Source organism: Amycolatopsis orientalis DSM 40040 = KCTC 9412, assembly GCF_000478275.1.
GTDB lineage: Bacteria > Actinomycetota > Actinomycetes > Mycobacteriales > Pseudonocardiaceae > Amycolatopsis > Amycolatopsis orientalis.
The window spans coordinates 35,253-58,713 of the sequence record NZ_ASJB01000077.1 but is presented as its reverse complement, the minus strand read 5'-3'; the positions used below and the strand labels follow the sequence as shown (position 1 = coordinate 58,713).

19 protein-coding genes are annotated in these 23,461 nt (G+C 69.3%); 5 read left to right on the top strand and 14 right to left on the bottom strand.

The genetic code is table 11. The annotated features are described in order from the left end of the window. Positions 1-60 precede the first annotated feature (60 nt). Positions 61-366 carry an acyl carrier protein gene (locus tag L324_RS27370; protein WP_020633351.1) on the bottom strand — a complete coding sequence of 102 codons (306 nt, stop codon included), beginning with the start codon at positions 364-366 and terminating at the stop codon, positions 61-63. Further along, positions 356-2,065, bottom strand: a complete 1,710-nt coding sequence (locus L324_RS27365) for a fatty acyl-AMP ligase (RefSeq protein WP_051174129.1) — start codon at positions 2,063-2,065, stop codon at positions 356-358. Before L324_RS27365 ends, L324_RS27370 begins: the two co-directional genes overlap by 11 nt. Positions 2,066-2,080: 15 nt before the next feature. On the opposite strand from L324_RS27365, the gene L324_RS27360 reads away from it, so the two are divergent. Beyond that, on the top strand, positions 2,081-3,013 hold the full coding sequence (locus tag L324_RS27360) for a cytochrome P450 family protein (protein ID WP_037314764.1): 933 nt from the start codon (positions 2,081-2,083) through the stop codon (positions 3,011-3,013). 4 nt (positions 3,014-3,017) lie between these two features. Here L324_RS27360 and L324_RS27355 read toward each other — a convergent pair whose 3' ends face one another. The 6 genes from L324_RS27355 to rplM form a co-directional block, all read right to left on the bottom strand. Then, positions 3,018-3,494: a hypothetical protein gene (locus tag L324_RS27355; protein WP_037314761.1), complete on the bottom strand. Its 477-nt coding sequence runs from the start codon at positions 3,492-3,494 to the stop codon at positions 3,018-3,020. 19 nt (positions 3,495-3,513) lie between these two features. Beyond that, positions 3,514-5,979: a hypothetical protein gene (locus L324_RS27350; RefSeq protein ID WP_037314758.1), complete on the bottom strand. Its 2,466-nt coding sequence runs from the start codon at positions 5,977-5,979 to the stop codon at positions 3,514-3,516. Next, positions 5,979-6,287 (bottom strand): type VII secretion target, encoded by a 309-nt coding sequence (locus tag L324_RS27345; protein WP_037314987.1) that lies wholly within the window; start codon positions 6,285-6,287, stop codon positions 5,979-5,981. Before L324_RS27345 ends, L324_RS27350 begins: the two co-directional genes overlap by 1 nt. An 84-nt stretch (positions 6,288-6,371) precedes the next feature. Further along, a complete protein-coding gene (gene glmM, locus L324_RS27340) occupies positions 6,372-7,706 on the bottom strand; it encodes a phosphoglucosamine mutase (RefSeq protein ID WP_037314756.1) in 1,335 nt (444 codons plus the stop codon). A gap of 251 nt (positions 7,707-7,957) precedes the next feature. Then, positions 7,958-8,470, bottom strand: a complete 513-nt coding sequence (gene rpsI, locus L324_RS27335; RefSeq protein WP_037314753.1) for a 30S ribosomal protein S9 — start codon at positions 8,468-8,470, stop codon at positions 7,958-7,960. 14 nt (positions 8,471-8,484) lie between these two features. Next, positions 8,485-8,937, bottom strand: a complete 453-nt coding sequence (rplM, locus tag L324_RS27330) for a 50S ribosomal protein L13 (RefSeq protein WP_037314750.1) — start codon at positions 8,935-8,937, stop codon at positions 8,485-8,487. A 276-nt stretch (positions 8,938-9,213) separates the two neighbouring features. On the opposite strand from rplM, the gene L324_RS27325 reads away from it, so the two are divergent. Continuing rightward, positions 9,214-10,104, top strand: a complete 891-nt coding sequence (locus tag L324_RS27325; RefSeq protein WP_037314747.1) for a hypothetical protein — start codon at positions 9,214-9,216, stop codon at positions 10,102-10,104. 62 nt (positions 10,105-10,166) lie between these two features. Next, the gene (locus L324_RS27320; protein WP_037314744.1) at positions 10,167-10,907 is read left to right on the top strand and encodes a DUF4333 domain-containing protein; all 741 of its coding nucleotides are present in this window, start codon (positions 10,167-10,169) and stop codon (positions 10,905-10,907) included. A gap of 129 nt (positions 10,908-11,036) precedes the next feature. Here L324_RS27320 and L324_RS27315 read toward each other — a convergent pair whose 3' ends face one another. The 4 genes from L324_RS27315 to L324_RS27295 all read right to left on the bottom strand — a co-directional run bounded on the left by L324_RS27315 (position 11,037) and on the right by L324_RS27295 (position 18,323). Next, positions 11,037-11,321, bottom strand: coding sequence for a WXG100 family type VII secretion target (locus tag L324_RS27315; protein ID WP_037314741.1), 285 nt, complete (start codon positions 11,319-11,321; stop codon positions 11,037-11,039). A gap of 50 nt (positions 11,322-11,371) precedes the next feature. Then, complete coding sequence (locus L324_RS27310; RefSeq protein ID WP_037314738.1) at positions 11,372-11,692, bottom strand: WXG100 family type VII secretion target; 321 nt, start codon at positions 11,690-11,692, stop codon at positions 11,372-11,374. 611 nt (positions 11,693-12,303) lie between these two features. Next, positions 12,304-14,247, bottom strand: a complete 1,944-nt coding sequence (locus tag L324_RS27300) for a type VII secretion-associated protein (RefSeq protein WP_037314732.1) — start codon at positions 14,245-14,247, stop codon at positions 12,304-12,306. 68 nt (positions 14,248-14,315) lie between these two features. Next, on the bottom strand, positions 14,316-18,323 hold the full coding sequence (locus tag L324_RS27295; protein WP_037314730.1) for a type VII secretion protein EccC: 4,008 nt from the start codon (positions 18,321-18,323) through the stop codon (positions 14,316-14,318). A 461-nt stretch (positions 18,324-18,784) separates the two neighbouring features. Here L324_RS27295 and eccD point away from each other — a divergent pair, with 461 nt between their 5' ends. Together eccD and L324_RS27285 are read left to right on the top strand one after the other, a co-directional pair. Then, the gene (gene eccD, locus L324_RS27290) at positions 18,785-20,149 is read left to right on the top strand and encodes a type VII secretion integral membrane protein EccD (RefSeq protein ID WP_081736490.1); all 1,365 of its coding nucleotides are present in this window, start codon (positions 18,785-18,787) and stop codon (positions 20,147-20,149) included. A gap of 23 nt (positions 20,150-20,172) precedes the next feature. After that, positions 20,173-21,834, top strand: coding sequence for a S8 family serine peptidase (locus L324_RS27285; RefSeq protein ID WP_037314724.1), 1,662 nt, complete (start codon positions 20,173-20,175; stop codon positions 21,832-21,834). Positions 21,835-21,966: 132 nt separating this feature from the next. Here L324_RS27285 and L324_RS27280 read toward each other — a convergent pair whose 3' ends face one another. Next, the gene (locus tag L324_RS27280; RefSeq protein WP_037314721.1) at positions 21,967-23,124 is read right to left on the bottom strand and encodes a WXG100 family type VII secretion target; all 1,158 of its coding nucleotides are present in this window, start codon (positions 23,122-23,124) and stop codon (positions 21,967-21,969) included. 5 nt (positions 23,125-23,129) lie between these two features. Then, positions 23,130-23,456 (bottom strand): hypothetical protein, encoded by a 327-nt coding sequence (locus L324_RS27275; RefSeq protein WP_235783667.1) that lies wholly within the window; start codon positions 23,454-23,456, stop codon positions 23,130-23,132. Between the last annotated feature and the right edge of the window lie 5 nt (positions 23,457-23,461).

Sequence of the window (23,461 nt, the reverse complement as noted above, 5' to 3'; positions counted from 1 at the left end):
CATATGCACACAAGAATGTACCCACCGGTCATCGAGGCCGCAGGAACATTCACACCTTTGCTAACTCAAACGATTTCGGCGCAAGAAGCCTGGTAGACCGCGTTTTCGTGGTTTCGCGCCCGCCTCGACGGCCTCGGCGAGAACGGTCGCCGCGCCACGGATGTCGACCAGGCGGTCCAGCTCGTCGAGGTCGATGTCGATCCCGAACTCCACCTCGACCGTCGCCAGGAGCCGGACCCGGCGCCGGGAGTCGACGCCCATCTCGGCGAAGGGCGTGTTCTCGTCGATGGTGTCCGGATCGACGTCGAAGGTCTCGCAGACGAGGGCCTTGATCTCGTCGACGTACTCGCTCCCGTCAGCTGCCATGGGGGGATTCTGTCCCATCCGCGGCCCAATACCGCGTTCTGGCCGCGGAACGGGCGACCTTGCCGCTGGAGGTCCGTGGCAGGCCGCCGGGTTTCACCAGGAAGAAGGCCTTGAGCCGCACGTCGTGCCGCTCGGCGACGGCACGGGTGGCCGCCCGCGCGATCTCGCTTTCGTCGAAGTCGAGCGCCTTCCGCGCACGCTCGGCGACCACGACGACACCCTCGCCGTCGTCAAGGTCGACCGAAAACGCGGCGACCCGCTCGGGCCCGAGAAGGGGGTGAGCGGCGGCGACGGTCTCTTCGATGTCGTGCGGGCTGTGGTTCCGGCCGTCGATGATGATCAGATCCTTCAGCCGCCCGGTCACGGAGAGCCTGCCGTCCCGGATCGTCCCCAGGTCACCAGTGCGGAGCCAGCCGCGTTCCCCGTCGAGTTCGGCGTCGAAGACCTCGGCGGTCAGCTCCGGGCGCCGCCAGTACCCTGCCCCCACGTTGGGCCCCTTGACCCAGATCTCGCCCGTCCCGCCCAGGTCGACATTAGGGGGCAAATCGCGATCCGAGGGGGCGACGACGCGGACCCGCTGCCCCCGTGGCCAGCCGATCTCGACGACCTCCCTGCCGTCCACCTCGGTCACCACCGGGCCGCCGGAATCGCCGCTGGCGACGTAGACCGTCGCCTCGGCCAGACCGTAGGAGGGCCGCAACGCGCCCCTCGGGAAGCCGTGGGGTTCGTAGGCGGCGAGAAAACCACGGACGGTCGCCGCCCGCACCGGTTCGCTGCCGCTGAGCGCGATCGACACCGTCGAGAGGTCGTACTCGGCGCGCACCGGCTCGGGCACGGCCTCGGTCACCAGGTCGTACGCGAAGTTCGGGGCCGCCGTGAGCGTGTTCGGATACGCCGACATCAGCAGCAGCCAGCGCTCCGGGCGCCGGATGAACTCCAGCGGCGCGATGAACACCGTCCGGCCGCCGGAGTGCATCGTCCCCGCGATCAGCTGCGCCAGCCCCATGTCGTGGAAGAACGGGATCCAGCCGACGCACGTGGTGTGCTCGCCGACGTCGTAGGCGTCGCAGATCTGCCAGCACGACGCCGAAAGGGCCCGATGCGTGATGATCACACCGGCCGGTGAGCGCGTCGTACCGGACGTGTACTGCAGGTAGGCGGGGTCCTCGGGCGAAACCGCCGCGGGCTGGGACCGGTCCGCCGGATCCAGCGGCAGGGTGTCGACGGCGACGATCTCGCGCGGCGCCGGAACCGCCTCGGCCGCGGCGAACTCCCCGAGCCGCTCGACCAGCGCTTCCGAGGTGAGCCAGATGTCGGCGTCGCAATCGTTGAGGACCCCGACGAGCCGTTCGCGGTGCGCGCGGACGTCCGGTGCGGACAACGGCACCGCGACGGCTCCGGCGTACAGCGCGCCGAAGAACGCGACGACGTACGAGAGATCCTGCCGCGCCGTGATCGCGACGCGGTCTCCAGGCCGGATCAGCTCGCGCAGCTTCGCCGCGACCGCGCGGACCTGGACGAGGAGTTCGGCCCAGGTCAGCGTGTCTTCGACGAGCTCGTGCCGGTTCGAGCAGTCGAGGTGCGTGTAGGCCGGGCGCTCGACGTCGGCGCGTTCGAGCAGGCGCCACACGAGCGGGGTCCTCAGCACTTCCTCGGGCACTTCTTTTGTGGACACTGGCACCTTCTCCGGCCGCGGCATGGGCATCATACGAACGTGGACGACTTCTTCGTGCTGGACGATCCGGCGGACCGCGTCAAGGCCCTTCGCGACCGCGAGCTCAGCTCGAACCCCGGTGGGGCCGCCGCCGAGACCCCGAACCTCCTGCTGATGGACGGCGCGGACCACCGACGGCTGCGCGCCGTCGTCAAGGAGGTCATCGCCCTGGTGGAGCCCCTGCCGGACGGGGTGCTCACCGACCTCCGCGTCACGATTAGGGGGCTAAAGTCGCTCGGCCGGTTCGACCTGGTGGCCGATTTCGCCAGGCCGGCGGCGGCGAGGGTGACCGAGGCGGTACTCGGCGCGGTCGAGCCGCTCGGCGAGAAGCTGCTGACGAACCTGTCCGAGACGGCCGCGAACCTGGACGTCTGGTCGGGCAGCCCGGCCGGAGCCGACACCGCGGCGCTCAGGGTCGCGATGTTCTTCCTCAAGGCGACAGCCGTCGAAGGCGGCGGGCTGGCGCTGCTCCGCGAAGCGCACGAAGCGGGCCGGATCACCGAAGACGAACTGATGATCACGCCGGTGATGCTCGCCCACGCGGCGTACGAGAACTCCATGAACTTCCTCGCCCTCGCCGGCCTCGAACTCCTACGCCGCCCGGACGCCCTCGACGACGTCCGCGGCCTGATCCACGAGATCGCGCCGACCCGCTTCGCCGCCCGCCGCGTGATCGCGCCGTTTTCCCTGGCGGGCAGAGGTTTCACGACCGGGGACAAACTCGCCATCCCCCTCGGCCCTGGCGCCGAACTCGCGTTCGGTCTCGGACGGCACACCTGCCCCGGCTCGCGAGTCGCGGTCGCCGAGGGCGAAGTGGCGCTGCACGCCCTCGCGGAGATCCTGACGCCCGACCACGTCGTGGAAGACGTGCGATACAAGACGCACGCCGTCTTCCACGGCGTCGAACGGGCCATCGTGACGCTGCGAACCTGACGGCTCAGGTCGCCAGCCAGTCGGTGTTGGCGAAATCGTCGTCGTCACCCCGCGCGGCCGCCCGGCGATGCCGGCCGGCCGGGCGTTCCTCGGGAACCGGAGCCGGGGGTGGCGGCGGAGGAGCTTGCGGCGCGGGCACCGGCGGCCGGAAGGAGATCGGCGGCTCGTCGGCCGTCCGGTACCCGGCCCGGCGTTCGTTCTCCGTCTCGTCCTCTTCGAACCCGAAGTCGCCGTCGTCTTCGACCTTGTCGCCGAGGGTCGACTCGGTCGCCCAGCCGCCCGCCGCCTGCGCGCGCCGCTTCTGCTCGAGCCGCGCGGACAACGCCGCGCTCGTCTCCTGCTTGAGCTTGTCGCCCGCCGCCTTGGTCTCCTCGAGCGCCTTGCTCGCCCGGTTGTCGACCAGGTACATCCGGTCGCCGTTCTCGCGTTCCAGCCCGGCCAGCTTGTGCCGGAGTCTGGCGAGATCCTCCTCAGGATTCACTGATCCCCTCCCCTGACCGCTAGCGGAAGCCGATGACGCCGTCGTCGTCGAGCGACCCGCTGATCCGGCTGCCCGTCGTCGTCGCGGTGTCGAACAGGCCGCCGTCGACGCGGTATCCGCTGGACGTGCGCTGCTGGTCTTCGCCGGATCCCTGCCCGCCGCCTGCCGCTCCGCCGCCCATCATGCCCATGCCGCCCATCATTCCCGCCCCGGCCGCGGCCGGGTCCTGGGCTCCCCCGCCCGGGGCGGAACCGAGTCCCGCCGGGGCCGAGGGGACGGACGCGCCGCCACCGGTTCCGGCGGGATCCGACGTGTCGCCGAGACCGTTGTCGTCCCCGCCGAACGGGTTGCTCAACGACTGGGCGGTCGTCGATTCGGAACTCCCGTCCGCGGCCGCCGCCACCGGTTCGGCCTGGTGCTCGGGTATCGCCGCGGGTGCTCCGCCGCCGACACCACCGGACGTCACGTCGTGCTGACGAACGCCCTGCTCGGCCTGCTGACGTGCGACGTCCTCGACCGGCCGGGCCGCGGCGCCTTCGGCGACAGGCCTGCTCGCCGCCTGGGACGCGGGGTCCGGGCTCGCGTGCCGACCGGCCGCGGGCTCGTCCTCGCCCAGGGTGTACTTCGACGGATGTCCCGATCCGTCGTCGACGGTCACCAGCGTCGGCCCGCCGGGCCCGCTGGGCCGTTCCGCGATGATCTTGAGGCCACCGTCCTCGATGTGGATCTTGCCGTCGGGGCCCGGCTGATGGACCTGCCCAGGACTCGCGAGCGGACGTGAGGCCGCCTGCTGGTCCAGCCGCTCGGCGGTGTCCCGGTGCACGGGCCCGCCCGCCGCGTCGCCGGTCCCGGGCGTGGCCTTGCCGTCGCCGAAATCGAGGTTGTAGTCCTTGGCCTGGCCGGTGCCGTCCTGGACGGAGATGCCCATCTTGCCGTCGGCGCCGGGCTCGGCCATGGAGATCTTGCGATCGCCCTGCTCGACCGTCATCGTCTCGGGCCGGGTGCCGTCCTTGATCGCCTCGCCCGTGCGGGGATCGATCGGATACGGCTCCCCGGTCGCCGGGTCGACGTCGAGCGGCTTGTCCGTGACCGGGTTCTTCTCCTGGCCCGGCACTTCCGGAACTTCGGGCTTCTCCGGCTGCTTGTATTCGACGGCGCTGGGCGGCGGCATCTGCCCGCCGCCACCCGTTTTCCCGCCGCCACCGCCGGTGGAGGGACCGGCGCCACCGCCGGTGTCCTTGCCGCCACCGCCCTTTTCGACGGGCTTTTCGCCACCGGTCTCCGGGGTCTTGCCCAAATCCGCGAACGGGTTTTCGACCACCTGGCCGAGCGAATCGAAGTACGCCTTCCAGGCGCCGTTGATCGCGTCGCGCGTGTTCTTGCACACCAGCTGGAAGTTCTCGATGTGCTTGCCGAACCACCCGAGGAACACGCCCTTGAGCCAGGCCACCGCCTGCGGTTTGAGGACCTCGTCGATGGTGCTCTGGTCGATGTCGCCCGCGTCGTCGTTGAAGGCGTCCTTGGCCTCGATGCTCAGGAACTTGATGCAGTGGATGATGTCGTTCTGGCTGCAGGAACCGTCGGCGATGCGAATGATCCGCTCGATGTCCTGCGCCGTGGCGCCGTCGATGTTGTCGGTGTACCACTTCTGCAGCCACTCGACCTTCTCGCGGCAGAACCTGCCCACCGAGGCGTTGGTCCGCAGCAGCCCGTCACCGGCCGCCTGGAAGGCCTCGGCGACCTTGCCGGTCTTGTCCGAGTAGGCCTTCTGGTAGGCGCGCGCCTGATCGGCCGCGGGGCCCTCCCAGGTGCCGAGCGAGTTCCCCAACTTCCCGGAGACGTCCTGAGCCGACCCGGCGACGGCCGTGCCGACCGCGGTCAGCTCGTCCGCGCTCGCCTTGAAAAGGTTGAACGGGATGTTGTCCTGTTCGTGGTAGAGCCGCTGAAGTTCGCCGAGGGAAACGGCCGCCCCGCCACCGGCCAGGCCCAGCGCGCGGACGTAGAGCGGGTGGAAGATCTCGTAGACCTTGAACCCCGACAGGCCGGGGACCATGATGTCGTTCGAATTCGCGCAGCCCGGGTCGGTCTCGGTGGCGCGTCCCGCGATCTCCTGGGTTTTCGCCGCGTCCTTGTTCAGTGCGTCACGATCGCCCTGCCGCCCGGCGGCCTGGTTCGCGTCGTACTTCTCGTGCGCGGTCTTGTATGCCTTTTGGACTTCGTCGAGCGAACCGTCGTTGAAATTGAGGTCGCCCTCGGTGATCCAGTCACCGTTCATGGACTTGATGTGGTCCCGGAACCGGTTCCGCTCTTCTTCGCTGGCGAAGCCGCAGCTTTCCGGGGACTCGTCCTCGATGTAGTCGATGTAGTTGAGGGCGAGTTCGCGTTTGGTGTCGCGATCGATGTTCGGGTCGTTGAGGATCTTCTCGACTTCGGCGCGGCTGGGGATGTCGTGTCCGGTGTCACCACCGACGTCTGCGAGGCCCATCAGTGCTTCCTCATCTCGGCCGCGTTGGCGTCCTCATTGGACTGGTAAAGGTCCTTGGACGCCGCGAGCTTGCGGCCGAACTCGTCCGACGCCGCGAGATAACTGCGCGCGCATTTGGCCATGCGCTGGATGCTCGCGGAATAGCCGCTGAAGCAGTCCCCGTGCGCGGGCCCGAAACTCGCCGCGGTCAGGTTGATCTGCTCGACCGCCGCGATCGGTCCTTCACAGGCCTGCTTGGGCAGGTCCTGCAACACCTTGGCGGCCTCGTTCAGCTGCGCCGGATCGACCTTGTGCCCTTTACCCGCCACCGTCACCCTCCCCTAGGTATCCGCACACGGAATGTACCGGGCCGATAACCCGTGCGCAGCGACTTGGGGAGATCGTGAGGGGGCTTACGAGGCCGAGGAGACGACGCCGGCGAGCCTGTCGGCGGCCGCCTGTGCGGTGTCGTGCGCGGGAGCCTCGACCATGACGCGGACCAGCTGTTCGGTGCCCGACGGGCGCAGCAGGACGCGGCCCTCTTCGCCGAGTTCGGCCTCGACGGCACCGACGGCGTCACGGACGGCCTCCGAGACGGCGACCGCGGCCTTGTCCGCCACGGGGACGTTCACCAGCACCTGCGGCAGGCGGTTCATGACGCCGGCGAGCTCGGCGAGCGACTTGCCGGTGGAGGCCATGCGGCTCATCACCCGCAGCGCGGTGAGCAGGCCGTCGCCGGTGGTGGCGTAGGCCGGGAGGACGACGTGGCCCGACTGCTCGCCACCGAGCGCGAACCCGCTCGCGCGGAGCTCCTCGAGGACGTAGCGGTCGCCGACGGCGGTGGTGACGAGGTTGATGTCGTGCGCGCGCATCGCCAGGTGCAGACCGAGGTTGCTCATCACGGTCGCGACCAGGGTGTTCTTGGTCAGCTCGCCGGTCTCGGCGAGGGCGAGTGCGAGGACGGCCATGATCTGGTCGCCGTCGATGAGCTCGCCCGCGGCGTCGACGGCGACACAGCGGTCGGCGTCACCGTCGTGGGCGATCCCGAGGTCGGCACCGTGCTCGACGACGGCCGCGCGCAACGCGTCGGGGTGATTCGAACCACAGTGCTCGTTGATGTTCACGCCGTCCGGGTCGGCGTGGATCGCGATGACCTCGGCGCCGGCCTTGCGGTAGACCTCGGGGGCGGCGAAGGACGACGCGCCGTTGGCGCAGTCGACGACGACGCGCAGGCCCGCGAGGGGGTGCGGGGTGGCCGACAGCAGGTGCTGGATGTAGCGCTCACCCGCGTCGGGGACGTCCTTGACGCGGCCGACGCCGATGCCGGTGGGGCGGGTGACGGGGGCGGCGAGACCGGCCTCGATCTCGTCCTCGATCCCGTCGGGAAGCTTGTGGCCGCCTGCCGCGAACAGCTTGATGCCGTTGTCGGGCATCGGGTTGTGGGAGGCGGAGATCATCACGCCGAGGTCCGCTTCGAGCGAGCCGACGAGGTAGGCGACGGCGGGCGTCGGGAGGACGCCGAGGCGGAGCACGTCGGCACCGGCGGAGGTGAGGCCCGCCACGACGGCGGCCTCGAGCATCTCGCCGCTGGCACGCGGGTCACGGCCGACGACCGCGACCGGGCGGTGCGAACGGTCGTGCGCGGCGAGGACGCGGGCCGCGCTGGCGGCGAGCGAAAGCGCCAGCTCCGGGGTCAGCTCCTCATTGGCGAGGCCACGTACGCCGTCGGTACCGAATAGACGTGCCATCTGTCGACCTCCTTGAAAAACCACCACGACAACCTAGCGAGTGCCCAGCCCCGCCTGCCCGCACCCCCGATGTCGACTTTCGCGGGCTAATCGCGACGCGCGGAGCGCGGTTAGCCCGCGAAAGTCGAACGGGTGGGGCACGCGGGACTGCTGTGACAAAGGGGTCCGCGGGTAGGACAGGACCCTGGAAACACGGAAGCGCCCATCCGAGAGACGGATGGGCGCTTCCGCGGGTTGCGCCAGAGGCGCGATCAGCGCTTGCTGTACTGCGGAGCCTTACGGGCCTTCTTGAGGCCGTACTTCTTCCGCTCCGTGGCGCGGGCGTCACGGGTCAGGAAGCCGGCCTTCTTCAGGGCCGGGCGGTCGTCGGCGTCGACCTCGACGAGCGCACGGGCGATCGCGAGACGGAGCGCACCGGCCTGGCCCGAGATCCCGCCACCGTGCAGGTTGGCGAAGATGTCGAACGAGTCGGGCTTGTCGACCGTCACCAGCGGCTCACGGATGAGCTGCTGGTGCACCTTGTTCGGGAAGTACTCCTCGAGCGTGCGGCCGTTGAGCTTGAACTCACCGGTACCGGGAACGACGCGCACCCGGACGACGGCCTCCTTGCGGCGGCCGACGGTCTGGGCGTTGCCACCGGCGGCACGCGACGGGCGCGCGGCGGCCGGGGTCTCGCTGGTGGCGACGGCGTCGCCGACAGCGGGGGTCTCCGTGGTCGCGACGGCCTCGACGGCTTCGGTCGCGGTCTCCTCGGTGCTGGTCACAGACTGTTCCTCACTCACTGCGCGACCTGCGCGATCTTGGTGATCTCGCGCGCCTGCGGCTGCTGCGCGGCGTGCGGGTGCCCGGGGCCGGCGTAGACCTTGAGCTTCTTCGCCTGAGCGCGGCCGAGCTTGTTCTTCGGGAGCATGCCCTTGACGACCTTCTCGAGCAGGTGCTCGGGCTTGGTGTCGAGCAGCTCGCCGAAGGAGCGCTTGCGCAGACCACCGGGGTAACCGCTGTGCCGGTACGCGAACTTCTGCTCGCGCTTGTTACCGGTGAGCGCGACCTTCTCGGCGTTGACGATGATGACGAAGTCACCGGTGTCCACGTGCGGGGCGTAGGTCGGCTTGTGCTTGCCGCGCAGCAGCGTGGCGACCTCGGTCGCGAGCCGGCCGAGCACGACATCCTCGGCGTCGATCACGTGCCAGGCACGAGTGACGTCGCCGGGCTTGGGGCTGTACGTGGGCAAGGGTCTACCTCGTCGTCAACATTGCGTGTGGGTTCTGTGCGGGCCTAGCGCTTACGCGCCGCAGCGCACAACGACATATGAAGATACCCCCACGCCCGACCCTACTGCGAAGCGGGGGTCGGTCCGGGGTCCCATACTAGGACCGGCGCCCGGCGGGCGCCCGGCAATCGTACCCCGCCGGTGTGGCGGAACCGCCCACGGCATCACCTTCGGCGGGAGAGGATGAGACGATCCGGACGCGCACCGCGCGCGGGGACTCGATTCAGGGGAACGGCGATGAACAAACGGCCAACGATCATCTTGTGCGTGCTGGGTGCCGTGCTGGCGCTCACCACCGCCTGCGGCCAGGGACGTGCGGGCACCGCCGTGCCGAAGGGCGACGACGCGGCGACCTACGTCGGCACGAAGTTCGAGACGGCGATGAACAAGCTGCAGGAAACCATCGGCGACCAGCGCGACGTCACCAGCGAATCGGGCGCCTATTTCCGCTTCGACGAGAAGTACATCCGCAGCACGATCTCCTCGGCGCGCACCGGTTCCCCGGAAGGCCGGGTCAGCCGTCACCGCTCGCAGAAGAACCCGGACGACAGCGTCGACTGGTACACCCCGGCCGAAGGGGCCGTCGAATACGCCTATCTCGGACCCGCCTACAAGAGTCTCGCCCCGACGCCCTGGGTCTCGATGCCGAAGTCCGAGGCCGGGCTGACCATTCCGTGCGCGTGGAGCGGGATCATCACCGCCTGCAAGATGGCCGACGCCATCGCCGTGGCCTACAACGCGGACAGGAAGGTCGTGAAGGGCGCCAAAAGCCTTCCGGAGAAGCGGATCGAGCTGGCCGCCGACGTCCCGTTCGGGAAGTTCATCGAGCGGCGGGTGGAGGTCCTGCCCGCCTCGATCAGCGGGGCCATCACGGACGAGATGAAGAAGGCGCCGGTCCGGACCACGGTCTCCCTCAACGCGGACGGGACGCTGAACCAGATCGTGATGGAGGCCAAGATCGAAGGCGGCGGCCACAAGATCGAACTGCGCTACGACTTCCGCTTCACCGGCAAGGCCACCGCGCAGGACCTGCCGAAGCTCCCGGACGCCTCGCAGATCACCGTGCTGCCGGACAAGGCGGCGAAGGACGACTTCAATCGCCGGTTCGCCGAGCTGAAAGGCGTCTGACGCATGACCGAACGCCTTCGTCCCGACGCTGTGAAGTTCCCGACGCACCGAGGTGACCACCGATGAGCCAGCCGCCCGAACAGCAGCCGCACCAGCCGCAGCAGTGGTGGCAGCCACCGGCGAATCCCGCGAACCAGCAGCAGGGCTGGCAGCAGGAAGGACAGGCCACCGGACCGCATTCCGGGCAGTGGCAGCAGAACGACGCGAACGCCGCGACCACCGGCTCCTACACCGGACAGTGGCAGCAGCCCGGCCAGCCCGGCGTCACCGGCTCGTTTTCCGGGCCCTGGCAGCAAACCGGCGCCCCCGCGCCGGGCACCGCGTGGCAGCCGCAACCGCAGCAGCCGCCCGCGCCGCAGCAGGATTGGCAGGCGCAGCAACAGATTCCGGGCACTCCCCCGCAGGGCCAGTACGGCGGCGGGTTCCAGCCCGCGCCCTCGTCGCAATACGGCGGACTCGGTGCCTTCGGTGAGTCGCAAAAGAAGCCGAAGGTTTCGAAGAAGACGTTGCTGATCGGCGGGATCGCCGCGGCCGTCGTGGTCGCGGGCGGTGTCGGCGCCTGGCTGCTCGGCGCGTTCGCCGGCGACAGTCTCGATCAGAAGTCGGTCCAGGACGGCGTCGTCCGCGTGCTCAACGAGCATTACGGGGAACCGGACGTGAAGAACGTGGCGTGTCCTTCCGGCCAACCGGTGGAGAACGGCACCACCTTCGACTGTTCCATCGACCTTTCGGGGCAGCAGAAGAAGGTCACCGTCCGGGTGCTGAACACCACGCCGGAATTCGAGGTCGGCGCGCCGCACTGACCTTCGCCCGAATACGCGGAAAGCCGCGACGGAACTCGTCCGTCGCGGCTTTTCTCTTTCCCACAAACGAAACGGCGGGCTCGGCATCCGAAGATGCCTGCCCGCCGTTGCTCGTTCGGAGCGTGAGACTCAGAACAGGCCGGTGACGCCCTGCTCCGTGGCCTGGTAGCCGTCGGCCAGCTGCGGCAGAACGCCGGCAACCTGCGCGAGGAGCTGCTTGAGCTCCTCGAACTTGTTGTCCCACTCCTGCTGCGCGGCCAGGTACGCGGTCTGCGCGTCACCCTGCCAGGTGTTGACCAGCGGAGCGAGGTCGCTCTTCAGCTGACCGAACAGCGACTCGAGCTCCCCTCCGGTCTTCTTGCAGTCTTCGGCCGCCGTGTGGATCGTGGCGTAATCGACCTTCATCTCGGACATGTTTTCCTCCAGTGGTTAAGAAAGTCTGTGGATGGTGCGGGGAGCCGAGATCAGCCGAGGACGCCGAAGCCGGCGTTGACCGACTTGATGAGTTCCTGCTGCTGCTGCTCGGAAGCGTTGTACTTGGAACCGGCCTGCTCGAGCAGTTCGCCGATGTTCTGGAGGGCCTGGTTCAGCCCCCGGCCCGCTTCGTCGAAGCGCTTCATCACGTTGTTGAACGCGATCGCCGCGTCGCCGGTCCAGCCGGCCTGGGTGGCTTCGATGTTGCTGCGGAGCGTGCCCAAGTTCTGGTCCATCGAGACGCGGACCTCAGTCACCCGCTTCTCAGCCTGGGTGAACTGCTCGACATTCCCCTGAAAACCGCCAGCCATGGGAGCTACCCCCTTCGTTCGTGGTTATCCGTACTCGGTGAGTTCGTTTCGTACGGACCTACGACGAAGACCCTGCCATGTCTGGTTCCCCCTTGTCGCTGTTTGGTTTCAAGTAGTTGCTTGCGTGAACGCTCGCCGGGGGAACCGGGCTCCGAGCACGCGCGCACCTGTCGCGAATCGAGTGAAGAAATGGCCTTTCACCACGGGATTTCGCAAGTGCACAGCGTTCGATCATTCACCGCGGATCATGATTCGCGACTGCGAAAAGTCCTCGTCGCCGTCACTCACACGTGGCCGTCGGGACGCCGGTTCTGGCCGAAGGGGAACCAACTCTGCCGCTGAGGGCAAAGCGGGAACCGGGAGACCGGCGCCCGCGCGGAACCGTTTCGCGGCGTTCCGGACGACGCTGGGGGTCGGGGCGGTCTCCCCGCCCGCGAGCCGTCCTCTGCCGAATTGCTTCGCCAGTTCGGCGTTCTCGCCCCGCCGGCGTTCGTACCGCGCCTTCGCCGTGCGGGCGACCTGGCGGGCGTAAGTGACCGCGTCGCGTCCTGTGCGCGCGAAATGCTCGGTGGCTGTCTCGGGTTCGGGTGGCATCAGTCGTCCACCTTTCTTCAGTTGACGACCGCCATCGTTTTGACGACCTGCTCGCAGGCCGCGCTCACCCGCTGTTCGAGCGGTGAGCCGGTGCCGTACTGGCAGCCGATGTGGACGCGGATCTTTCCCTGAGCGACGACGTACCAGTCGACGCGGGCCTTCGGTTTGGTCTCGCGGTAGTAGATGACGGTCTTGCCGGCGTACCCCACGGAACCGTTGAAGCCGCTGTATTGCTCCGGCTTGGCCGCCGCTTCCGCGCCGAGTTCGTCGACGAGCTTCTGTCTGTCCGCCGTCGCGTCGTAGTTCATCACGTACTCCTGGGCGACCACGAGGTCGTCCCCGGTGAGGGAGTCGCTCGGGTGGATCACCACCTGGCGCTGGGCGACCCTGTCGTCGGTCTGGGTCCAGTCCATGGGCGCGATGAAGCGGTAGTCGTACTGGGCGAGCGGCCTGCCCGCCGGTTCGTCGTCCCCACTGTTGACCGCGAAAAGGACGCCTCCGACGGCAGCGGCCACGGCGACCACGGCCGCGGCGATGATCCAGGGCGTCTTCTTGCCCTTCCCGCGCCGCTCGGCCGCTTTGGACTCGCGGGAGGGCTCACCCGGCCGCCACGGCGGCGGCGCCATCCCCAGCTGCTGTTGCCCCATCGGCGGGGACGGCGGCCCCTGCCGCGTCGCGTTTAGCGGGCTAAAGGCGACCTGCGGGGGTGGGGCGGGCTGGAACTGGGGGCGCGGGGCCTCGGGGCGGCGGTCGGCGGGGGACGGCGCGGGTGCGGCGCCGGCGCGGGAGACCGCGGAGCCCGCCAGCGAGCCCGTCCGGTCCGGATCGATCAGCACGGCGCGCAAGGCGCCCCTGGCGACCACGGTCTCCGGCTGGTCCAGGGTGGTGGGCACGACACCGGTCCGCTCGTGCACGAGCCGCGACACCATCGGGATCCGGCTGGACCCACCCACCAGGAAGATCGCCGTCAGCTGCTTCGGCCGCAGCCCGGAGTCGGCGATCGCGGCGACCGTCAGCTCGACCGCGCGCCCCAGCGGGCCCGCGATGAGCCGTTCGAGATCCTCCCGGGTCACATGGGCGTCGGCGAACGGCGGCGGCATCGGGACGTCGGTGTACGCGTGCCGCGAGAGTGTCTCCTTCGCACCGCGCACGTCCTGCCGCAGTACGCGACGGCGTCGCCGGTCGGTGAGTTCGCGGCCCTCGACCAGTTTCCGCCATTCCGGCGGATCCACGGACGACACCAGCGAGCCGACGTGCTCCAGGAGCGCCTGGTCGACGTCCGCCCCGCCGAAGCTCGGGTCCCCTCGGGTGGCCAGCACCTGGAACCCGGCGCGTTTAGCGGGCGAACTGCGATCCGCCGGGCTGCCGGGCATCCGCTGGACCACGGAGACGTCGACGGTGCCGCCACCGAGGTCGAGCACCGCGAGGGCATCGCCGGGCCGACCGCTGAACTCGACGGTGCGTTCGGAGTTCAGCTCGGCAGGGGCGAACGTCGCCGCGTGATAGACCGCTGCGGCGACCGGCTCCGGGACGAGGGCGACCTGGCGCGCGAGCCGACCCGCCGCCTGCCGGAGCAGGCGGGTCCGGGTCGCGCCCCAATCGGCGGGGTGGGTCAGGACCAGCAACTCGACCTCTGCGTCACCGGCGAGCCTTCGCGCCTCTGTCACCGCGCGTTTCAGCACGGCGTGCACCACGTCTGTCACGCGGAGGACGTTGTCGCCCAGCAGCAGGTCGCCTTCGTCGATCCGGCGCTTCGGATTCGGCTCGTACCGCGACGGGTCCACCGCCGCCTGCCGTTCCGCCTCCTGGCCGACGAACAGCGTCCCGTCCGGCGCGGCGTAGACCGCCGACGACATCAGGGGCTGCCCGTCCACCACGACGACCTGCGGCTCACGGCCGTTGATCGAAGCGACTACGCAGGTGCTCGATGTCCCGAAGTCCACCGCTACCCGCACTGTCACAAGCCACTCCCGCAGATCGTCGTCGTCACCCCACGCCCAGCCGGTACCTCACCTGGTTCCGCGGGAGGTCAGTCCGGCTGGATCCACGAGACCTGCATGAGCTGCTTGCCGTGCTTCCGCGTGACGAGGTTTCCCCGTCCCGGCGGCATCTGGCTCGGCTTCACGTTGGCGATGAGGTTGCCCTCGTCCCGCGAGCCGTTCATGACCATACCGGGCGCCGCGATCTCCCTGAGCTTGCCGAGGATCGGGTCGAACATCGCCCGGGCCGCGCCACCGCTCCGGCGCACCACGACGATGTGCAGACCGACGTCCTTCGCCTGCGCGAGGAACTCGGCGAGCGGCTTCAGCGGGTTGCTCGTCTGCGTGGCGACCAGGTCGTAGTCGTCGACGATGATGAACAGCTCCGGACCGGTCCACCAGGACCGGGTCTTCAGCTGTTCCTGCGTCACGTCCGGACCGGGGAGCCGCCGGGTCATCGACCCGTGGACGTCCTTGACCATGCTCTCCAGCTGCGCGGCGGACACCGCGTAGCCGAGCAGCTGGTCTCCGCCGATGAAGCCGAGCATCGTGCGCCGGTAGTCGACGAGGATGATGACCGCTTCCTGCGTCGTGTACCGCTCGGTGATGCCCCGGGTGATCTGCCGCAGCAGGTTCGTCTTGCCCGACTCGCCGTCCGCGAACGCGTAGAAGTGCGAATCGGCCATGAAGTCGAGGTAGATCGGCTGGAGGTCTTCCTCGTTGACACCGATCGGCACCAGCTTCGTGTTGCGCTTGGAGTCGATGCTGAGGACCTCGTCGTAGGTGACCATCTCGGGCAGCAGGCGGACCTGCGGTGCCGGGCGGCCACGCCACGCGCCCTTGATCTTCGCCACGGCGTCGGCGACACCGGCGGCGACGTCGTCGGGGTTGCTCGATCCGTCGATCCGCGGAAGACCGGTCAGCAGGTGCAGCTTGTCCCTGGTCAGACCACGGCCGGGACGACCGGACGGGACGTTCACCGCGACGCGGCGGTCGATGTCGGACTCGCTCGGGTCACCGAGGCGGAGCTCGAACCGGGTACCGATCATGTCCTTGATGGCGGGACGGATGTCCGCCCACCGGTTCGCCGCGATGACGACGTGCACGCCGTAGGAAAGACCCTGGGTGGCGAGCTTGGTGATCGAGGTCTCCAGCTCGTCGAAGTCGTCCCGCAGGGCCTTCCAGTTGTCGACGATCAGGAAGGCGTCACCGAAGGCGTCGTCTTCGGGCTTGATCTCGCCACGCCGTTTCCGGTTGCGGAACTCGTTCATCGAGTCGATGCCCAGCGCGCCGAACTTGCCTTCCCGCTCGGTGAGCAGGGTGGTCAGCTCGGCGACGATCCGGCGGGCCTTGTCCGGCTCGCGCCGGGCGACGGCGACGCCACCGACGTGCGGCAGGCCCTGGAGACCGGCCAAGGTACCGCCACCGAGGTCGAGCGCGTAGAACTGCGCCTCTTCGGGGGTGTGGGTCAGCGCCATCGACATGATCAGCGTCCGGAGCATGGTCGACTTGCCCGACTGCGGGCCGCCGACGATCACACCGTGTCCGGCACCACCGGAGAAGTCCGCCCAGAGCAGGTCACGGCGCTGTTCGTACGGCCGGTCGACGATGCCGAGCGGCACCTGAAGCCGTCCGTTGCCGAAGAACCCGACCGGGGAAAGCCCTCGGTCGTCGGTGGGGTTCAGGTTCGGCAGCAGGGTGTCGAGCGAGTTCGGTTCCTTGAGCGGCGGCAGCCATACCTCGTGTGCCGGCGGGCCCTGGCCGATCAGCCGGGACACGATCACGTCGAGCTCGCTGGGTTCGACGGCCTCTTCCGACTTGGCCTGCTCCACCGGCGCGGCCTCGATCTGCTGCGGCTCCGGTTCCTTCGGCAGTTCGACAAAGTCCGGGACGAACAGCTGCGGGCGCTTGTCCGCGCGGACCACGGTCGCGACCGGGCCCGCCGCCTTGATACCGGCGGGCCGGTACGGGCCCGAGACGTACGAAGCCTTGAAGCGGACCAGCGTCGAGGTGTCGTACTTCAGGTAACCGCCACCGGGGACGGACGGCAGTTCGAACGCGTCGGGCACGCCGATCGCGGCGCGGGATTCCGCGGCGGAGAAGGTCTTGAGACCGATGCGGTAGGAAAGGTGCGAGTCGAGACCGCGCAGCTTGCCCTCTTCCAGCCGCTGCGACGCGAGGAGCATGTGCATCTGCAGCGACCGGCCCAGCCGTCCGATGGCGACGAACAGGTCGATGAAGTCCGGCTTCGCGGCCAGCAGCTCAGAGAACTCGTCACAGACGATGAAGAGCGCGGGCAGCGGGTCGAGGTCGGCGCCGTTCTCGCGGGCCTTTTCGTACTCCCAGACGTTCTTGAAGTTACCGCCGTTCTTCAGCGCCTCCTGGCGCCGGTTCATCTCACCGGCCAGCGCGTCCTTCATCCGGTCGACCAGCGTGACCTCGTCCGCGAGGTTGGTGATGACCGCGGAAACGTGCGGCGCGGCGTCCAGACCGAGGAACGTCGCACCACCCTTGAAGTCGACGAGGACGAAGTTCAGCGTGCTCGACGAATGCGTCGCCAGCATGCCCAGCACCAGGGTGCGGAGGAACTCGGACTTACCGGAACCGGTCGCCCCGATGCACAGGCCGTGCGGGCCCATGCCTTCCATCGCGGCTTCCTTGATGTCCAGCTCGACCGGCTGGCCGTATTCGCCGACGCCGAACGGGACGCGGTAGCGGTCCCGCACCGGGCGCGGCCGCCAGGCCTGCTGGACGTCGAAGGTCATCGGGTCGCCGGGGATGCCCAGCAGTTCGAGCAGACCGGGGTTGGACAGCAGCGGCTCTTCTTCGGCGGCGTCCTGCGCGGCCGTGCCGACGCGGTACGGCGCGAGGAGCCTGGCCAGCGCTTCGGCCTCGACCACGCTGAGCGTGTCCGGACGGCCGAACCACTCGACGCCGCCCGCGCTGCGCGCGCCGAGGCGGTCTTCCTCGACGACCAGCCGCAGACCACGACGGGCCGCGAGGTTGCCGATGGAGTCGGAAAGGTCGATGAGGGTGACGCCGACGAGACCCTCTTCGAGGATGATCTGTTCCTCGCGGGTGACCTCGGCGTCGTCGATGATGATGACGACGTGCGGCTGGTCCGGGGCGGGCGTCGCGTTACGGGAGAACCGCTGGCGGTCACGGAGTTCTTCGTCGAGCCACTGCTCGATCTGCGCGAGGGAGCCCGCCATCATCCGCAGCTGGCCGATGCCGTCCGCGAGCGCCGGGTGCTGGGCGTGCGGCAGCCACTTCGCCCACTCCCACTCCTCCTTGGCGCGGCCCGCCGTCGCGATCGCGATGAGGACGTCGTCGGGGCTGTGGAAGGTGACCAGCTGGGCCAGCATCGCGCGGGTGAGGCCGCGGGTCAGGCCGCGGTCACCCTGCATGCTGACCGCCGCGAACCCGCGGAGGGTGATCTGGGTCGGGAGGTCCGGGACGATCGAGTGCGCGCGGACGAACCGGCGCAGGGCCAGCGTCGCGATCGGTTCCAGCTCGTCGACCGGGCCGGTCTGCGGCGGCACGAGCCGCGTCGCGAGACGGTGCGAACTGCGGCCGACACGGAGGTGGAGGAAGTCCTGGTCGTTCTGGCGGCGTTCCCACATGCGGCGGCTCGCGGCCAGCGACCACAGCGTCTGCGGGTCGGGGTGGACCCATTCGAGCGCGGCACGCTGGTCGACCATGGCCTCGCGGGCCCTGTCACGCATCTGGCCGAGGTAGCGCAGGTAGTCCTTGCGGTCCTCGTCCATCTCGGCCTTTTTGGCGCCGCCGCCCTTGCCCGCACCACCGGCCATCATGCCGACGGTGCTCAGCACCATCATGCCGCCCATCATCATCATCATGGGGTTGCGTCCACCCGTGGTGAACATGAAGACCATCATCCCGAGGGAGGCGACGATCATCACCGCGGGAAGCAGCTTCATGACGATGTTGCCCGGGATGGTGCGCGGCACCTCCGGTGGCGGTTCGAGATGCACCTCGCCACCCGGCGGGCGCGGCGCCGCCAGCCGCGGTGACTTCTTGAACTGCAGCGTGCTCATCGAAGGACCCCTCTTCAAACTCGACGATGGCGGCCACCGTTGGTGCGCGTACTGGTGCGCGAGACAACCTATCGAACGTGGCCGGGGAAAATCCGGACAACGCCGAGAACGGCCCCGACCGGGGCCATACGCATGTCGGGGAGTGTAGGGCTCCGGACCGACAAGACCCAACGAACCCGCAGGCCTCCGGCCGACCCACGTCGACTTTCGCCCCCTAATCGCGATCCGGCGGCCACGGGACCTTCAGGATGCTTAGGCTCGCTAAGCGTCGCCGTTAGCCCGCGAAAGTCGACGTGCCCGGCGCGCGACGAGAGGACCGCATGGGTCGTCTCCCTTACTTTTGCCGGTCTTTTTCCGACAGTCGATGATGTGGGCACCCGGGTTCGGTATAAGTTCCCCCGGGAGCAGACTCTCAGGGCAGGGGGAAGGCAGTGGCAACGGGCACGACGGTATTCAGCAGGGTGACGGTGGTCGCACCACGCACCCGGATCGACGTGGCTTTGCCGGCTGACGTCGCGGTGGCGGACCTGCTGCCCATGCTGTTGGAGATGGCGAAGGAGGCGACGCCGGACGGCGGCGCCCGCCACGGCGGCTGGGCGCTGGCGAAGCTGGGCGACGCACCGCTCGACCCGAGCCGGACCCTCGCGTCCCTCGGCGTCGTCGACGGCGAACTGCTGCAGCTGCGCAAGCGCAACGAGAACCCGCCCCCGCCGCTCTACGACGACGTCGTCGACGCGATCGCGGAGTCCTCCCCCGACAGCTTCCGCCCCTGGACCAAGGAGACGGCCCGCCGCTTCGGGCACATCGCGGGCGGCCTGGCTCTGTTCTTCGCGGCCCTCGCCCTCTTCACCAGCGGCTCGTTCTACGGCGGCAACGCACTCGCCGCCGCGATCGCCGGCGGCGTCGGCGCGATCGCGTGCGTCGCGATCGGCGCGACGCTCGCCAAGGCCTACAAGGCCGAGGCGACCGGCGTCCTGATCGCCGCGACCGGTGGCCTGCCACTGGCCTTCGTCAGCGGGTTCTACATCGTGCCGGGGCTGTCCCCGTGGGCGAACCTGCTGCTCGCGAGCACCATGGTGATCATCGTGGCGGCGGTCTGCATCCTCGTCATCGGCCACGGGATCACCACCTTCATCGCCGCCGCGACGACGGCCACGATCTCCGCGCTGACGTTCCTGGCCGCGACGCTCATCGACACCCCGATCCCCGGCATCGCCGCCGGCGCGACCGCGTTCGCCCTGGCCTGCATCTCGATCCTGCCGCGCGCGACGATCAAACTCGCCGCCCTGCCGACGCCGCACGTTCCCGGCAGCGCGGAAGAACTCAAGGAAGACTCGGGCTTCCCGGACTACCGCGCCATCGAACGCCGCACCGCGGTCGCCCACGAGTACATGACCGGCCTGCTGACCGGCTGCGGCGCGGCCACGGCGCTGTTCGCGATCATCGCCTCGACGTCGTCGTCGATCTTCGGCCCGATTCTCGGGGTGGTCGCCACGCTGGTCCTGCTCCTGCGTGCGCGGGCGTACGCGAACGGCGCGCAGGCCATCGCGCTGCTGACCACCGGCATGGTGTCCGGCGCCGGCATTCTGCTCGGCTGGATGTGGTCGGCGAGCCCGCTGAACCGCGTTCTGTTCGTGTTCGGCGCGCTGCTGCTGATCGGCGCGGGCGCGCTCGTGGTCGGCGTGATCTTCCCGAACCAGCGTTTCTCGCCGCCGCTGCGGCGGACCGTGGAGATCTTCGAGGCCGTCTTCATCGCGACGGTGCTCCCGCTGGCGCTCGGCGTCATGGATCTCTACACGACGCTGCGCCACCTCAACTTCAAGTGACGACCCGATCGGATGATGCTCTGATGGCCGTAGCGCGGAAGTCCAGGGGGACGCGCGTCCGCCACCTCGGCCTCGCCGGGCGCACCGGAACGATGCTCCTCGCGGCCGGTATCGGTGTTCTCTCGCCGGCTTCGGTGGCACTTCCGGCGTGGGCGCAGCAAAGCAGCACCGCGCCGGACGCCGGTGGCTATTACGCGACCCCGCCTCCGGTGGACAAGTCCAAGAAGCCGAACGACGAGGGCAAGCCGGACAAGAACTACGAGCAGAAGACGCAGTGCGTGCAGCGCAGCAAGCTCGGCGGCGATCAGGTCGACATCAAGAACCGCCCGTGGGGCCAGGAGTACCTGCAGATCGAAAAGGTGCACCAGCTGATGCGCGGCGCCACCGGTTCGGTCGGTAAGGACGTCAAGGTCGCCGTGATCGACACCGGCGTCACCCAGCACCCGTACTTCAACGGCCGCGTCGAATCGGGAGGCGACTACGTCGCGAATCCCAACGGCGGCAAACAACCGGGGCTCGAGGACTGCGACGGCCACGGCACCGAAGTGGCGGGGATCATCGCCGCGAACCCACCCGACGCGAGTATCGGGTTCCGCGGGGTCGCACCCGACGCCAAGATCCTTTCGATCCGGCAGTCGAGCCAGAACTACGAGGAGACGGAGAAGAAGGCCGAGCCGCCGCCCCCACCGCCCTCGTCGTCGAACTCGGCACCTCCGGCCTCTTCCAACAACCCGGGATCGCAGCTTCCGCCGTCCTCGCAGGGAAACAGCGCCGTCGGCGGTGCGGCGGACGGTACGGCGCCGGGACAGAACAAGGGCGGACGGCAGCAGGAGCAGGGCAAAACCGCCGGGACGCTGAAGACGCTCGCGCAGGCCGTGGTCCGCGCCGTCGACAAGGGCTCCCAAGTGATCAACATGTCCGTCGACAACTGCCGCCGCGCGGACGGGGGCATCACCGAGGGCGAGCAGCAGCTGCAGGCCGCGGTGAACTACGCCGTCGAGCACAACGTGGTCGTCGTCGCGGCGGCGGGCAACGTCGGTGACAAGTGCCCGCAGAACGATCAGCCGGATCCCAAGTCCCCCAAGATGATCGTCACGCCGCCGTGGTTCGCCGACGACGTCCTGTCCGTCGCGGCGATCGACGACACCGGCGGTGTCGCGGAATTCAGCGTCAACGGGCCGTGGGTCAGCGTCGCCGCTCCGGGCACCAAGATCATTTCGCTGGACCCGGCGGAAGGGTCGAACAGCCTGGCCAACCTGACCATCGAGGGCAACGGGGAACCCGGCGCCATCCAAGGGACCAGCTTCGCCGCGCCGTACGTCGCGGGCGTGGCCGCTCTGGTGCGTGCCAAGTTCCCGGGGCTGACGGCTCGCGAGGTGATGAACCGGATCAAGGCGACGGCGCAGCACCCCGCGGCGCCGGGCGGGCGGGACAACTTCGTCGGTTTCGGGGTCATCGACCCGATCGCGGCGCTGACGGCGATCGTGCCGTCGGAGGCGGACAAGGCCAAGCCGGTTCAGCTGCCCGCGAACCTGCCGCCCGCGAACGACCGCGACTCCGCTCCGATGATCGTCGCGCTCGCCGGAACGGGCGGGGGCCTGGTGGCGCTGCTCATCACGCTGTTCGTGGTGCACTCGGTCCGGCGCAACCGGCCGGCCACCTCACCTGGCCGCAAAACCCCGTAGCACTTGCGTTTCGCGGGCTAACCGTGACCTGGGGCACTTCCCTGCCCGCCCCGGATCACGGTTAGCCCGCGAATGTCGCTCCGCCGCCCCGGGTCGCAGTTAGCCCGCGAAAGTCGCTCCGGCCGTGGGCACCTACTTGGCGGGCTTCGGCTTCGGGCTCGGTTTCGCGGGGGCGTCGTCCTCGCCGATCACAGGCGGGACGACCTGGCCGGGCTCGCCGACCACGTCGGACGGCTTCGAGGCGGGCCGCGTCTTCGACTGGTGAGCCGTCCCGCCTCCCCCGCCCATGCCCATCCCCATCGGCGCCATCCCCATCGGCATCATCGCGGTCCCCGCCCCGGCACCCGCGTGGCCGGCGGCAGGCGCGGCCTGCATGGGCGCGACCTCCGGGATCGGCGCTTGCCCTTGCTCGATCAGCGGTTCCTGCGATCCGGTCTTCCGGCCGTCGGCGGGATCGGCCGCGGACGGCGACGTCGACTGCTCCTCGGAAGCAGGCTCAGCGGCTTCCGCTCGACCACCGGCGTTCTTCTCCGGCACCGGCGCCCCGGCCACCGCGGAATTGTCGTGCAGTTTGAACTCGTCCTGCGGAAACCGGTGAGTGATCTCGATGCTTCGCGAAGCCGCATCAGGATCGTCGACGCCGTCGCAAAGCCTCACAAAGCCCTCGAGCACGTCGCGAGCGGCCTCGTAGAGCGCCTTGGCCGACTCCTGCGCCTCCTCCAGCTGGGCTCGCGCCCGCCTCACACCGCCGACCGGCAGCATCGCGGTCTCGGACGTCAGCTCGGCCGTATCGACCAGAACCTCGACGAGGTCGGTCAGGATGCGCCGGATCGACAGCACCAGCTCGTCGAGCGAACCCGCCAACGCGGTAAGGGCGTCCTCGACGTCAGAACCCGCGACCTTGATGTCGCCGATGTACGCGACGAACGCATCGGCGTCCTTGCCCGACCATCCGGCGTCGAGGCGGCCGAGGTCCTCGGCCAGTTCCTTCGAAACGGTGCCCGCGGCCTTCGCCGCCTTCCGAAGCCTGTCCGCCTCGTCCTTCAAGTCCTCCCAGCGCCCCGCGAGCGGGGCCAGGTAGGCCTCGACCGGATCGATCAGCCCCAGATGGCCCGACAGCTCGGTGAGAAACGCGAGATGCGGCGCCGCGGCCGCGACCAGGTCATCCTCGCCCGAGCCGGTCACGATTAGGGGGCTAAACGCACTCGGGGCCGCCTCGGGGACGGCAGGGCGCGCGGACGCCATCGGGTGCGGGATGGAATCGGTCGGGTGTTCCGACTCGGCGATCATGCTGCTCAGAGCTCCACGGCGCGCTTGATCATCTGGGCGGCCTCGTCGTCGTGCCCGGCGTGCCGCGCGGTCACCGTGTGCAGGGCCTCCGACGCCGACCTCAGCGCGGCCGCACCCTCCACCAGTTGACGCCGGATGGCCTCGGCCGCGCTTCCGTAAGACGTGCCGAGCCCGAGTTCCTCCCCGAGCGTGCCGTAGGACTCGACGGTGACGCCGTCCCCGGTCACCTCGGCGGCCGCCAGCTCGAGTTCTCCGGCGGCCGCGTCCACCCGCTTCGCATAGTCACCGACGGCGGCGCCGTCGATCTTCAGGCCGGCCACTGCACCCTCCACTCACC

Bases quoted from the DNA above. Each gene is read 5' to 3' on its own strand.
- L324_RS27310 (WP_037314738.1), bottom strand. From the start codon at position 11,692: ATGGCTGGCGGTTTTCAGGGGAATGTCGAGCAGTTCACCCAGGCTGAG.
- glmM (WP_037314756.1), bottom strand. From the start codon at position 7,706: ATGGCACGTCTATTCGGTACCGACGGCGTACGTGGCCTCGCCAATGAG.
- L324_RS27280 (WP_037314721.1), bottom strand. From the start codon at position 23,124: ATGATCGCCGAGTCGGAACACCCGACCGATTCCATCCCGCACCCGATG.
- L324_RS27350 (WP_037314758.1), bottom strand. From the start codon at position 5,979: ATGGGCCTCGCAGACGTCGGTGGTGACACCGGACACGACATCCCCAGC.
- L324_RS27320 (WP_037314744.1), top strand. From the start codon at position 10,167: ATGAGCCAGCCGCCCGAACAGCAGCCGCACCAGCCGCAGCAGTGGTGG.
- L324_RS27370 (WP_020633351.1), bottom strand. From the start codon at position 366: ATGGCAGCTGACGGGAGCGAGTACGTCGACGAGATCAAGGCCCTCGTC.
- L324_RS27295 (WP_037314730.1), bottom strand. From the start codon at position 18,323: ATGAGCACGCTGCAGTTCAAGAAGTCACCGCGGCTGGCGGCGCCGCGC.
- L324_RS27365 (WP_051174129.1), bottom strand. From the start codon at position 2,065: ATGCCGCGGCCGGAGAAGGTGCCAGTGTCCACAAAAGAAGTGCCCGAG.
- L324_RS27285 (WP_037314724.1), top strand. From the start codon at position 20,173: ATGGCCGTAGCGCGGAAGTCCAGGGGGACGCGCGTCCGCCACCTCGGC.
- L324_RS27325 (WP_037314747.1), top strand. From the start codon at position 9,214: ATGAACAAACGGCCAACGATCATCTTGTGCGTGCTGGGTGCCGTGCTG.
- L324_RS27315 (WP_037314741.1), bottom strand. From the start codon at position 11,321: ATGTCCGAGATGAAGGTCGATTACGCCACGATCCACACGGCGGCCGAA.